An 11954-nucleotide genomic window follows, 5' to 3' on the forward strand; every position below is an offset into this window, starting at 1 on the left:
CAAGGCCAACTTCGAAACTGAACCCGGTTTCGTTGGTTGCTTGACCAGGCGAGCAATTCGCCCAGGTGCAAAGCATTCGACGAACCGTCGAGCCGAACGGTGGCACATGGCTGCATCCGCGGATAAGAGTCACCGATAACCACCTTGCCCTTCGAACGATTCCTCCGGAAGCCGAGGGTGCGATTCACATTCTCGGAGAGTGATCGGTAAGGATAGGGAACTCAGAGGGCGGACGGGTTGCGACGCGGCGGGAAGAAGACGCGTACAGGGAGTACGAGCCCGATCAACGAGAGGGCKATAAAGACGACCTGGTGGACGTGATCCGTACCGGGTGGGAGGTTTCCAAGCAGGTGGGCCAACCAGAAAACGGGGTAGAACCAGAGCGCGCACCACGCCCACCGCTCGATGCGCCGATACGGCACCAGCACGATCAGGGTCCCGAAAAGGCCGAGTCCGGTCGAGGCGAGACCGTCCGCACGATACAAGGCGGCGTCCCCACCCGTCGGAACGACCGCGACCACGACACCAAAGACGAGGATGGCCAGGCTAACGATCGCGAGGCAGATCCAGCCTATCTGCACCGTCAGCTTCATCGCGAGCACGACGTCACCTTACACCGCGCACGGGAGTTGACGGCCCGTGTGGTGCTCACCCGAAACCTCCTATCCCACGTTTTTGGGAACATTCAAATGAACGCGCGCACCTCACGGTTCACTTGACAATATTTCTGAGTCAACTCAAACTTGAGTAGACTCATTTTTCACCAAGCCTTACGTCATAGAGGAGCAGCACGCCATGAGGGCATTCGTCGTCACCAAGTACAAGGAGCCGCTGCGCGCAGCAGACGTCCCTGAGCCGACCGTCGGCGAGCGCGATGTGCTGGTCCAGGTCCAGGCAGCTGGCCTCAACCAATTGGACGAAAAGATCCGCCTGGGTGAGTTCAAGCAGATCCTCCCGTACAAGCTCCAGCTGATCCTTGGCAACGATGTCGCCGGCACAGTCATCCGTGTCGGGGCGAAGGTGCGCGGCTTCAAGCCCGGTGACGAGGTCTACGCCCGACCCGACAAAGACCGCATCGGCACGTTCGCCGAGCGCATCGCCATCACCGAGACCGACCTGGCACTGAAACCCGCATCGATCAGCATGGAGGAGGCCGGCTCACTACCGCTGGTTGCACTTACGGCGTGGCAGGCCCTCGTTGAGCAAGGCAACGTACGGCCGGGGCAGAAAGTCCTCATTCACGCCGGGGCCGGCGGGGTCGGGTCGATCGCGATCCAACTCGCCAAGCACCTCGGGGCGGCCGTCGCGACCACCGCCAGCGCCGCCAACGCCGACTTTGTGCGCGACCTCGGCGCGGACACTGTGATCGACTACCGTACGCAGGACTTCGAACAGCTCCTCGCCGGGTACGATCTGGTGCTCGACAGCCTCGGCGGGGAGAACCTCGTGAAGTCACTGCGCATCCTCAAGCCCGGCGGGAAGGCGATCGGAATCGCCGGTCCGCCGGACCCGGCGTTCGCGCGCAAAGCCGGTCTCAACCCTGTGCTGCGCCTTGCCATCGCTGGGCTCAGCAGCAGGATCCGGCGGCAGGCGAAGAAGCTCGGCGTCAGCTACGAGTTCCTCTTCATGCGTGCCAGCGGCGACCAGTTGCGCCAGATCACCGCCCTGGTTGACGACGGCGTGCTGCGCCCGGTCGTAGGGCAGGTCTTCGACTTCGCCCAGACCCCACAGGCGCTCGAGTCGCTGGCCAAGGGCGGCCTCCGCGGCAAAGCCGTCGTCACCCTTCCCTCCTGAGCCGCCGGCAGCCATTCACCTCACAGACCACCCAGGAGGACTACCAGCATGAGCAGCTTTGACACCCCGAACGGCTCTGTCGCCACCTCGTACGCGAAGTCCGCCACACGCTCCATCACTTCAGGTGGCGTTACCTACGCCTACCGCGAGCTGGGGCCCAAGACCGGCATCCCCGTCGTGTTCTTCGTGCACCTTGCCGCGACCCTGGACAACTGGGACCCGCGCATCATCGAGCCCATCGCGCAGAACCGCCACGTCATCACCTTCGACCAGCGCGGTGTCGGCGCCTCCACCGGGCAGGTTCCCGACAGCGTCGAGGCGATGGCCGACGACGCCTACACCTTCATCAAGGCCCTCGGGTTCGACCAGGTCGACGTCTTCTCCTTCTCAAGGGGCAGCATGATCGCCCAGGACCTGGTCCTCAAGCATCCCGACCTCGTCCGCAAGCTCGTGCTGGCTGGTACCGGGCCGCGGGGCGGCAAGGACATCGACAAGGTCGTCGGCACCACCTACTGGGACGTCCTCCGCGCGACCCTGACGCGCTCGGACCCGAAGGAGTTCCTGTTCTTTAACCGCAACGCGACCGGCAAGCTGGCCGCGAAGGCGTTCATCAAGCGCCTTCAGGAGCGCACTGTCGACCGCGACAAGCCGATCAGCACCAAAGCCTTCCAGACTCAACTGAAGGCAATCCGGAAGTTCGGCCGCTCCGCGCCGTCGGACCTGTCAAGGCTCACCCACCCCACCCTCATCGCCAACGGCGACAACGACCGCATGGTGCCGTCGGTCCTGTCCGGGGACCTGCACCGGCGCATCAAGGGATCCGAGCTGATCATCTACCCCGACTCGGGCCACGGCGGAATCTTCCAGTTCCACGACAGGTTCTCCCCCGTCGCCGTAGAATTCCTCGCCCACTGACCAGCACCTACCTGACAAGATCCCGCCAACAGAGCAGAGAGCCGCTGTGGCTGTGCCCGCCCGTGAATACGGGCGCTCACTTTTGGTGAACGCGGTGGCACCGGTTGTTCCCTTATGCGTCTGTGTCCACCAACTGCGGGTAGACCGCTTCGAGGGGTGCGCTGAGTCCGGCCTTGAGCTGGACAGACGTGCCGTCGGCGAGGACCTCGTACTCCCCTGCCTCGGTGGCGTCGAACACGGTGCGCACCAGCACGGCCGGGTCGAGCTTCGGGCCGGTGGCGTGCGCGGCCATCGCGGTGTCGACGTATGCGACGTGGACGCCGACGACGTGCACGCCGGCGGGAGCGAGTTCGAGGCGGAGGGAGTTGGTCGCGGACCAGAGGGCGGCTTTGGTGGCGCTGTAAATGCCGGCGACGGCGTACCAGCTCAGAGCCGAGTGCATGTCGATGATCATCGCTCCGTCCTTCACCGACAGGACCGGAGCGAACGCGCGGGCGACGAAGAGCGGCCCGAGGAAGTTCGTCTCGACGTTCCTGCGGATCTCCTCGTCCGTGTGGGTGAGGATCCCGGCACTGGAGACCGACGCGCCGGCGTTGTTGATCAACACTGTCACATCCGGTGCCGCCTCGACCGCTGCCTGGATGGAGGCGGAGTCGGTGACGTCCAAGGCGAGCGGAACGATGCGCTCGTCGTTCCAAGTGCGGGGGGTGCGGGCGGACGCATAAACCTTTGCAGCTCCCCTGGCGAGGGCTTCGTGCACGAACTGCGTGCCGATTCCGCCGTTGGCTCCGGTGATGAGGACGACTGCTCCGTTAAGTGAGGGCATGGCTGTTTCTTCTTTCTGATCGGTACGGGGTATGTAAGGTCGGCGGCGGACGGCCCGCGGCAGACGATTAGGCGTGTGCCAGGGCCGGATAGTCGGTGTACCCGGCCGCGCCGCCGCCATACAAGGTTGTCGGGTCCACCTCATTCAGTGGCGCACCAGTGCGCAGTCGCTCAACAATGTCGGGGTTCGCCAGGGCGAAGCGGCCCAGCGGCGCGATGTCCGCGAGCCCGGCGTCGATGTCGTCGGCAATCTGCTCACGGTCGCGCCCATAGCGGACGACGAGGATGGCTGCAGGCCACGCGTCGCGGAAGGACCGCAGCAGTTCGTCGTCACCGAGGTGGTGTACGTGCAGGTACGCAAGGTCCAGTGTGGCGAGTTCGCCGACCAAGTGGCGGTACTGGGTCCGGACGTCGGCGGGATCCCCTTCGTTGATTCCGCCCAGCGGAAACGCCGGTGAGATTCGTATGCCGGTGCGGTCTGCCCCGATGTCCTCGGCCACCGCGCGGGCGACCGCGACGACGAACCGGGACCGGTTCTCCACGGATCCGCCGTATTCGTCCGTGCGGTGGTTCGAGTTTGGCGAGAGGAACTGGTGGAGCAGGTACCCGTTCGCGCTGTGGATCTCCACGCCGTCCGCTCCCGCTGCGATAGCGGAGGCTGCGGCGTGGCGGAACCCGGCGATGGTGGCCTGGATGTCTTCGGCAGTCAGCTCACGCGGCACCGGCGTCTTCTGCGGGCCCGTTGGAGTGAACATGTCCTGCTCGGCCGAGATCGCCGATGGGCCAACGGGCTGACGGTGGTGCGGGGTGTTATCCGGGTGCGACATCCGGCCGACGTGCATCAGTTGGATGAACAGGGCTCCGCCGCCTGCATGCACCGTGTCGGCGATCCTTCGCCATCCCTCGATGTGTTCGGGAGTGTAGATGCCGGGGGTGTTCAGATAGCCGTGGCCATCCTCGGACGGCTGTGTGCCCTCGGTGATGATCAGCCCGAGCGAGGCGCGTTGGCCGTAGTACTCCGCGGCCAGTTCCCCGGGGGTGCCGTCCGGGTTTGCGCGGCTCCGGGTCAGCGGGGCCAGCGCGAGCCGGTGCGGCAGCTCCACATTGCCGAGGGTGAAGGGTTGCCAGAGGGAGGAAGTCATGTGTGCGGTCCTTTTCGTCGCGGGGTAATAGCGCCACCACTCCGCCGGGACGGAACACCGGGGTTCGGCCCTTGCGTGGGAGAATGAACGAAGGAACATTCGAACCCACACAGTAGTGACTACACTCATAACTGAGTGCAGTCAGAATCTATTCCGGAGGATCCATCACCATGTCTCTCGCCTCCCAGCCGGTCGGACGGCGCGAGCGGAACAAGCAGCAGAAGCTGGACCGCATCACGGCCGCGGCAAGCGAACTGCTGGCCGAGCACGGCATCGAGGATGTCACGACCCAGCAGATCGCCGACAAGGCGGACATCGGCACCGGGACCCTGTTCCTTTACGCGAAGACCAAAGGCGAACTCCTCCTCCTCGTGCAGAACGCACACTACGCCGAAGCGCTTCAGCAAGGTCGGGCTGATGCCGAAACCACCCCGGATATCCTCGATGCGGTGCTGGCAATCGTACGGCCGATCGTGGAATGCAACCGCGTCCAGGTCGACAACGGACGCACGTACCTGCGGGAAATGGTCTTCGGTGATCCCGCGGAGCCCCGTCACGCTGAGGCCCTCTCCATCGTCGCGCAGACCGAGGAGGCCATCGCTGCCGTCCTGGGCAGGCAGGAGCTGCCTCGTGCGCAGGATGCCGCTACGACGGCCCGCATCGTCAGCGCCATCATGTTCCTCAGCATGGCAGCGACCGTGAACGCTGCATTGAGCATCGACGAGATTGTTCAGGACATCCGGACCCAGGTCGGCGTACTGCTGTCTCGCTGACACAATCAAGTGCTCGCACTAACGCCGGTGTCCACCGATTGCCTGGGGTCGTGGATCGGCAGAAGAACGGCCACCGCTACTGTACTGGATGCGCAGCCTCTCACCGGGAGCGCGGTTCGCGGCATTCCGGGTTTTTAAGTCCGGCCGGGCAGCAGGTGGGGTCCCATCCGATCGGTCCGGGCCGCCATGAGTGCGTCGGTAAGCCGCCGGACGTCCCTTGCCCGCACTTCGTCTGTGGGTGGCACGGTGCAGGACTCGCTGGTGCAGGTCAGCAGCGCTGCCGTGACCTTCGCGATCAGAGCCGGGGATGGGCTAAACCGGTATCCGCCGTCGGCAGGGTCGTCAGAAGAATTCAGCGCCCTGGTGATGAACACGGCGGCCTGCGTCCTGCTCGCCATGCCGAGTTTCCTCAGAATGGTTGAGGTCAGATTCTTCACGGTCTTTTCCGCCAGCGACATTTCCTGGCCGATCTGGCGGTTGGTCAGCCCTCTCCCCAGTCGGATGGCGGTATTCATTTCCTGTCTCGTAAGGGTCAGGAGTCTCCTATCCAGGGACTGGGTTGCGGGCCCGACGAGCGGGGTAACGAGCGCGGTCCGGAACCGGCCGCTGTACGCGGTGTGYCCGGCCAGGGCACGGCGGATGAGCCTGAGCTGTTCGCAGCTGCCGTCCTGTTTGGACAGGCACCCCCATGCGCCGGCCAGAATCGAGTCGATCAGCACGGCTTCGTTGGCATCTCCGGTCATCAGGAGGCACCGGATGGTCGGGTCCGCCGCAGCGATGGCCCGGCACACGTCGGCACCTGAACCGTCAGGGAGATCATCGTCCAGGATGACCAGCTCCGGGCGGAGGGCAGGGATTCGCCGGAACGCCCGGCGCGCGGATCCTGATTCTCCGGCGATGCTGAGACCACCGGACTCCAGTAGATGGCGCAGGCCCCGTCTCACGACCTCGTGGTCGTCCAGCAGATAGACGCCCCGGCCGGCCAAAGGGGGCGGCGGGTGGATTTCCGGTTCAGCCATCATCGCCATTACGTTCCTTCGCTTTTAGGGCACCGAAGGCGTGCTGGATGATCCCGTCCGGTCCCCATCCAGCGTGCATCCATGCGCACACTGCCCGACAGGCCCCACAGTAAACCGATAGTGCCGACCCAACAAGGGCCCGCGGGGGTGGATCCGTGGCTTTTCTGAAGGTGTTCTGCAGATAACCGGTGTCGTAACCTCAGACCGCCACTAGAGGTCCGCCGGGGAGTATGGCCCAGAGCACGCTCGGGCAGCGTCGGGCGCTCTTGGACACTGCGCGCTTCTCCGATGGCGCTCATCATCCCGTGGTTCGAACGTGTCGGCCGAGGATTTCGGCGCGTTTCCTGACCGCGCTAACGTAATCGGTGAAAGCCTGCTGCGTGTCGGACGCAAACTCCCGGAGCAGCAGCCCGCAAAGCGGGCCAGTGAACTCTTCTCTTACGAGCAGGTGCGTCATGCCGCCCACCGGTTCAAGCGTGAAGGTGCGCACCCCGGTGAGCAGGCCCAGAGGCAAGCCCTGGGTCCAGGTCATCACCTCGCCGGGCATCTGCTGCACGCGCAGCCGGAAGGTGCGCTCCCCTCCGGTGTGGGTTCGGATTCTAATGGTGCCACCGTTGCGCAACTCGCCCCTGATGTGCGTGATGCCGGATTCCCAGACGGTGAAGTTCCGTGCATCGGTGATGACGTCCCAGACGGTGGAGCTTCGGGCTTTGATCAGTGTCTCGGCCCCGACCGAGTGCCTGGCCATGCTGTGACCCTGGCCGAGAGGGCGCCGGGTTGTGGGCACCTGGTCTGTAGACATCAGCCCGCAACCCAAGGCATTGGCCGCGGGACCGGACCGCCGACGCGACCAGCCAGGCATCGGCAGGCTCCACGGCCGATAGCGCCGGCAAGGGACAGCGCCGCGTTCTGGACGGCCATGACACCGCAGCCCTCCGCGGCAGCCAGATCGTGCATCACCAGCACGACGCTCCCTACTGATTCTTCAGACAAGGGGTTCTCCTTTTCTAAACGGAGTGACAGCCGGATAGTAGCCCGGCTTCCTGTGGGCAGCCGGAGAGTCCACTGATCGGGTTATGCCTCGCAGCCTCGGCCGGTCCGAACCGCCTGCGGGAACGCCCCCGACGGCTGGCAACCGGCCACCGTGCCGCCCAATGGCATGGAGCGACAGTCTGGCGGTTGCGCAGAAGGACACCGCACCCTGGTCGAGGACTAAGACACCACCTCGTCCATGGTCATTGCATCTGCTGCCAAGCGGTGCTGGGTCGATGGCGCTCTCAGACCAGAGCCTTGGTCTTGATTCTTTCGAATTCATCAGCGCTGATTGTTCCGGAGTCCCGAAGAGCCGTGGCTTTGGAGATCTCGTCGCTCGGACTCGGTGCAGCGACGCTGCGGATGTAAGCATCCGAGGCCTCCCGGTTCACCTGGGCCCGTGCCATGGACCGCTCCGTCATGCCCTTACCGCGGGCAATCACGTAGACCAGCACACCCAACAAGGGCACGAAGACCAGGAAGAGGATCCACACGGCTTTCCACCAGCCGCTCAGCGTGTCGTCGCGGAACAAGTCGCCGATGACGGCGAACAACGCCCAGAGGAAGGCGATGAACGCGTATACGAGGAAGAACCACCAGAAGATATCCCAAAAGTTTTCCCAGAAACTCATGTCAACTTCCCTGCTTTCTGTAGGAGCGGTGTGGGGCGGGAATGCAGCCGGGCAGGACTGAGGCTAGCTGCAGACCTGCCCGGAGGGGCCTTGAGGTCAGCATTTAGTCGCCGTCTGGAGGTCACTGACCGCGGCCTGGACGTTGGCGGCGTCGTCCCGCAGGGAGGCGGCCGCCTGAGTAAGGGTGGCATCATCCGGGACGGCTCTGACGGCTGCGTCGAACTTGTTTTCGGCCGTCTTAACTGCGTCCATTTCGTCCTTGGCTACGTCCTGGCTGGCCTTGACCAGGTCGTCGTAGGTCTTCGCGACCTGTTCCCGTGCCGATTTGATCTGTTCTATCGTGGCACCGGGTTTGAGTGTCTGTTTGAAATTTGTCAGGGATCCGGCGAAGGCACTGGCAGCAGCGCATGCCTGCGAAACGTTCTTCTCCGCTCTGGCGCTGCTGACACTGGTGCCGGGGCTGGACGTGCCGCAGCCCGTGAGCAGTGCGATGGCTGCCCCGGCTGCGATCGATCCGGCAAGGATCGGGTGTGGTCTGGACACTGGAGGCCCCTTTCCGAAATGGAATGCGGCAGGGAACCCTGCCGCACGTAAGTCCGACCATTGTCTGCCCGAAACACGGGCGTGGGCCTCATCCGGGGAAGGTGATACGTACTGCTAGCACCCGGAATCCCTCGGCGCCCCGCCACCAACCGGGCGCCGACCGCGGGATCTCCTACCCACATTGGGCAGCAGCAGATCCCGGCCGTCGTTACGCGTCCCGTTCCCCGGAAGGTATGGGCGATGGTGCCACGTGCGTCTGGATGACCGTCTTAGGGGCTTTTCCTTCCGGCATGCTGTTGTTGGGGATATTCTGGGGATCAGCAGCGCGAGCGGGCCGGTGATCATGGCTTGCGGAGGAGGGCTGTATAGCTTCATTGGCAGCCGCCTTGCAGTGGCAGGGTTGGAGGCCTTCCTGTTAGGAGCTGCCTTGAATTCTTCAATGACGAGACCACCCAACCGTTCTGGCGGCGAGGTTCCAAGGACGTTCGGCGTCGAGGAGGAATTCCTGCTCGTCGATGCCACGACGGGGCAGCCCGTACCCGCAGCGGAAGCGTGCTTGGCCAAGGCCCCGCAGCGCCCTGAAACCAGTTGCGGCCCATCCTTGGCTTTGGAGGTCCAGCAAGAGCAGCTCGAGGCCGTCGGCCCTGTCTGTTCCACGCTGCAGGAAGTAATTGCGGGCATCCGCGAGGGCCGGCGGCTTGCCGACGAGGCGGCCCGTTCGGTGGGCGCACGAGCTGTCGCCGTGGCTACCAGTCCCATGCCGACCACTCCTACCCTCGTAGCGCAGTCCCGTTTCCTGAACATGGCAACGCGGTTCGGGGTGACGCTCCGGGAGCAACTCACCTGCGGCTTCCATGTTCATGTCGGTGTCACCGACGGTGAGGAAGGGGTGGCAGTCCTGGACCGGATCCGGCGTTGGTTGCCCGTGCTGCTGGCGCTGAGCGCGAACTCCCCTTTCTGGCAGGGTGCCGACACCGGATACGCAAGCTTCCGTTACCAGGCTTGGAGCCGCTGGCCGACCGCCGGGCCCTGCGAAAGGTTCGGATCAGAACGGGAATACCACCGGTACGTTCAATCCCTGCTGGCTACGGGCGTACTCCTCGATGAAGGCATGGTGTACTTCGACGCGCGCCTTTCCCGGAATCACCCGACTGTGGAGGTACGCATTGCCGACGTCTGCATGGAGGCCTCACACGCGGCCGCGATTGCCGCGCTGGTGCGGGGACTCGTTGAATGGGCCGCCCAGGAATGGCGCTCCGGGATTTCTGAGCCCCGGCTGTCCGCCGGGCAACTGCGCCTGGCGGCGTGGAAGGCAAGTCAATCAGGCGTCGACGACACCCTCCTGCACCCCCTACTGAACATTCCATGCCCGGCTGGAGAAGCGGTCCAGGTCCTCCTCTCCCATATCCGGCCAGCCCTGGCCGACAGCGGGGACGAGGAGCAAGTAACCGCGGAAGCGGCCCGGATCCTGAGCGCCGGCACAGGTGCACGCCGGCAGCGCGAGATCATGATGAGCACACAGAGCCTGGCCGCCGTGGTGCTCGAGGCCGTGGGACACACCCACGGCGTCGAACACCACGGCCCAGCCCCGGCGGTCCCGGCGCCTGCAAGCTACCTGACGGATATTCCCAGATCACATTCCTGATGACTCGGTTGAGGATATGGGTAACGCGGAGCCGGCTCCTGCCAGCGCCCGGGCACACGCCCGAGCCGCGATCCTCCCTTGGATGGTTCTGCTGGTGCTGGCCGTGATCTCCTCCGCGGTCGCCGCGGGTTCACGGGTGCTGGTCGGCGTTGACCTGGCCATCGGCAGGCAGCCGCCGGCGATGTTTTTATCGCTGGGCTGAACGGGGCTATGGCCACGGTCTTTTGGCTGTGGCGGTCCCATTCTGCACGACCAAAATTTCGGCACAGGCACACTGAGTGGTCGTGATCACTTCCGCCACGTGGTTCACGTCCCGAGATAGAAGGTCGGGCATTCTCGGTTTGGATCCGTCGTCGTGGCGTTGGAATTCCACTCCGAACTCGACTTCGAGCACGATTCTCGCGGGCTAGCATCAGGGGCGGCATCCGCAACCCTTGGCGAGAGCACCTGAGGTCCTTCCCCTCACGACATATTCGGACCTTCCTTGACGGTCTGTGTGACAGGTGCCATAGTCTTCATATGGACCTGTTGGACAGCTGGACAGCTGCACAAGATCGAGTGGTGCGCGTCGGCGCGGCCGAAGCGGTCTTCGCATCCCTCCGCAACGCAATCGAAGGCGGCAAGATTCCTGTCGGCACCCGCCTGGACTCGGAGGCATCGCTGGCCAAACAGTACGGCGTGAGCCGCACGATGGTCAGGGAGGCGCTGCGTTCCTGCACCGCATTGGGACTCACGGCCACCCACACGGGTAAGGGCACCTTCGTCATCGCTGACAAGGTGGCCCAGGACCTCAAACTCGGCAAATATTCGGCCAGCGCCCTCGTGGAAGCCCGCCCCCACGTGGAAGTGCCGGCCGCGGGCCTCGCCGCCCAACGCCGCAGCAGCGAAGACCTGGAGGCCCTTCGGGAAATCCTCCGGGAAATGTCCGAGGAAGATGATCTCCAGCAGTGGGTGCTTTTGAACACCGAGTTCCACGTGACCATCGCCCGGTGCAGCGGCAATGGCGTGTTCGAATCATTCCTGTCAGACATCTGCGACGCCATGGCCAACCAATCAAACACCCTTAACCTCGTGGCTGACCGGCGCAAGGAATCGGGTCAGGAACACGCCCGCATTTTCGCTGCCATCGAGAATGGATCAGCCGAGGAAGCATCCCAGGCCATGAGGCTGCATTTGCACGGGGTCGAATGCGCCCTGGGCACCATAGTCCCCGGAAGTGGAAACTCCAGGGCCGGCCATACGCGCTAAATCCTAAACCCCGGATTTCACCCACCCTACCCTGCTGCAATCGCCGCAAGCCCCGCGCGGCGTCTTTGCCCTGGAACAACCATGCCCACCGTGCCGGCTGCGGCGTCACTCAGTCCTGCCCCGACCCCAGATTTTTACCGTCCAAACCCGTCAACGAAGCCCTGTGAGGACCCCATGACCACCGCACATACCGCCCCGGACACCCGCTCCGAACACGATCTCCTGGGTGACCGGGACGTTCCCGCCGGCGCCTACTGGGGCGTCCACACCCTCCGGGCCGTGGAGAACTTCCCCATCACCGGCCAGCCGCTGTCCTCCAACATGCACCTGGTCCGCGGGCTGGCCGCCGTGAAACTCGCCGCCGCCCGCACCAACCACGAGCTCGG

At 64.5% G+C, this 11954-nt stretch carries 14 protein-coding genes and 1 pseudogene; 7 read left to right on the top strand and 8 right to left on the bottom strand.

From position 1 onward, the window contains the following. Positions 1-221: 221 nt before the first annotated feature. Positions 222-602, bottom strand: a complete 381-nt coding sequence (locus AC1DZV_RS06860) for a hypothetical protein (RefSeq protein WP_476953317.1) — start codon at positions 600-602, stop codon at positions 222-224. A gap of 193 nt (positions 603-795) precedes the next feature. Between AC1DZV_RS06860 and AC1DZV_RS06865 the strand changes: the two genes are divergently transcribed. Both AC1DZV_RS06865 and AC1DZV_RS06870 read left to right on the top strand, forming a co-directional pair. After that, the gene (locus AC1DZV_RS06865; RefSeq protein ID WP_476953318.1) at positions 796-1794 is read left to right on the top strand and encodes an NADP-dependent oxidoreductase; all 999 of its coding nucleotides are present in this window, start codon (positions 796-798) and stop codon (positions 1792-1794) included. Positions 1795-1842: 48 nt separating this feature from the next. Next, complete coding sequence (locus tag AC1DZV_RS06870; RefSeq protein ID WP_476953319.1) at positions 1843-2709, top strand: alpha/beta fold hydrolase; 867 nt, start codon at positions 1843-1845, stop codon at positions 2707-2709. A gap of 112 nt (positions 2710-2821) precedes the next feature. Here AC1DZV_RS06870 and AC1DZV_RS06875 read toward each other — a convergent pair whose 3' ends face one another. Continuing rightward, a complete protein-coding gene (locus AC1DZV_RS06875) occupies positions 2822-3535 on the bottom strand; it encodes an SDR family oxidoreductase (RefSeq protein WP_028276652.1) in 714 nt (237 codons plus the stop codon). Between the two features lie 67 nt (positions 3536-3602). Next, positions 3603-4676, bottom strand: coding sequence for an alkene reductase (locus AC1DZV_RS06880; protein WP_476953320.1), 1074 nt, complete (start codon positions 4674-4676; stop codon positions 3603-3605). Between the two features lie 170 nt (positions 4677-4846). On the opposite strand from AC1DZV_RS06880, the gene AC1DZV_RS06885 reads away from it, so the two are divergent. Beyond that, the gene (locus tag AC1DZV_RS06885) at positions 4847-5449 is read left to right on the top strand and encodes a TetR/AcrR family transcriptional regulator (protein ID WP_028276654.1); all 603 of its coding nucleotides are present in this window, start codon (positions 4847-4849) and stop codon (positions 5447-5449) included. Positions 5450-5583: 134 nt separating this feature from the next. Here AC1DZV_RS06885 and AC1DZV_RS06890 read toward each other — a convergent pair whose 3' ends face one another. The 5 genes from AC1DZV_RS06890 to AC1DZV_RS06910 all read right to left on the bottom strand — a co-directional run bounded on the left by AC1DZV_RS06890 (position 5584) and on the right by AC1DZV_RS06910 (position 8675). Beyond that, on the bottom strand, positions 5584-6477 hold the full coding sequence (locus AC1DZV_RS06890; protein WP_476953321.1) for a response regulator: 894 nt from the start codon (positions 6475-6477) through the stop codon (positions 5584-5586). Between the two features lie 289 nt (positions 6478-6766). After that, complete coding sequence (locus AC1DZV_RS06895; protein ID WP_459384580.1) at positions 6767-7216, bottom strand: SRPBCC family protein; 450 nt, start codon at positions 7214-7216, stop codon at positions 6767-6769. Positions 7217-7269: 53 nt separating this feature from the next. Beyond that, entirely contained in the window at positions 7270-7461 is a 192-nt protein-coding gene (locus tag AC1DZV_RS06900) for a hypothetical protein (protein WP_476953322.1), read from the bottom strand. A 284-nt stretch (positions 7462-7745) separates the two neighbouring features. Then, positions 7746-8132, bottom strand: coding sequence for an SHOCT domain-containing protein (locus AC1DZV_RS06905; RefSeq protein WP_476953323.1), 387 nt, complete (start codon positions 8130-8132; stop codon positions 7746-7748). 96 nt (positions 8133-8228) lie between these two features. After that, entirely contained in the window at positions 8229-8675 is a 447-nt protein-coding gene (locus AC1DZV_RS06910) for a hypothetical protein (protein WP_028276898.1), read from the bottom strand. 439 nt (positions 8676-9114) lie between these two features. On the opposite strand from AC1DZV_RS06910, the gene AC1DZV_RS06915 reads away from it, so the two are divergent. The 4 genes and pseudogenes from AC1DZV_RS06915 to aspA all read left to right on the top strand — a co-directional run. Further along, a complete protein-coding gene (locus tag AC1DZV_RS06915) occupies positions 9115-10320 on the top strand; it encodes a glutamate--cysteine ligase (RefSeq protein WP_476953324.1) in 1206 nt (401 codons plus the stop codon). Positions 10321-10336: 16 nt separating this feature from the next. Next, positions 10337-10522, top strand: a complete 186-nt coding sequence (locus AC1DZV_RS06920) for a hypothetical protein (RefSeq protein WP_476953325.1) — start codon at positions 10337-10339, stop codon at positions 10520-10522. 317 nt (positions 10523-10839) lie between these two features. Next, a complete protein-coding gene (locus AC1DZV_RS06925; protein ID WP_476952299.1) occupies positions 10840-11568 on the top strand; it encodes a FadR/GntR family transcriptional regulator in 729 nt (242 codons plus the stop codon). Positions 11569-11742: 174 nt separating this feature from the next. Beyond that, a pseudogene (aspA, locus tag AC1DZV_RS06930) lies at positions 11743-11954 on the top strand (aspartate ammonia-lyase); the annotation flags it as partial.

It is taken from the genome of Arthrobacter sp. P1_D12, assembly GCF_056406175.1.

Coding starts and splice junctions, on each gene's coding strand:
- AC1DZV_RS06880 (WP_476953320.1), bottom strand. CDS start 4,676: ATGACTTCCTCCCTCTGGCAACCCTTCACCCTCGGCAATGTGGAGCTG.
- AC1DZV_RS06875 (WP_028276652.1), bottom strand. CDS start 3,535: ATGCCCTCACTTAACGGAGCAGTCGTCCTCATCACCGGAGCCAACGGC.
- AC1DZV_RS06865 (WP_476953318.1), top strand. CDS start 796: ATGAGGGCATTCGTCGTCACCAAGTACAAGGAGCCGCTGCGCGCAGCA.
- AC1DZV_RS06925 (WP_476952299.1), top strand. CDS start 10,840: ATGGACCTGTTGGACAGCTGGACAGCTGCACAAGATCGAGTGGTGCGC.
- AC1DZV_RS06870 (WP_476953319.1), top strand. CDS start 1,843: ATGAGCAGCTTTGACACCCCGAACGGCTCTGTCGCCACCTCGTACGCG.
- AC1DZV_RS06920 (WP_476953325.1), top strand. CDS start 10,337: ATGGGTAACGCGGAGCCGGCTCCTGCCAGCGCCCGGGCACACGCCCGA.
- AC1DZV_RS06905 (WP_476953323.1), bottom strand. CDS start 8,132: ATGAGTTTCTGGGAAAACTTTTGGGATATCTTCTGGTGGTTCTTCCTC.
- AC1DZV_RS06895 (WP_459384580.1), bottom strand. CDS start 7,216: ATGGCCAGGCACTCGGTCGGGGCCGAGACACTGATCAAAGCCCGAAGC.
- AC1DZV_RS06915 (WP_476953324.1), top strand. CDS start 9,115: ATGACGAGACCACCCAACCGTTCTGGCGGCGAGGTTCCAAGGACGTTC.
- AC1DZV_RS06885 (WP_028276654.1), top strand. CDS start 4,847: ATGTCTCTCGCCTCCCAGCCGGTCGGACGGCGCGAGCGGAACAAGCAG.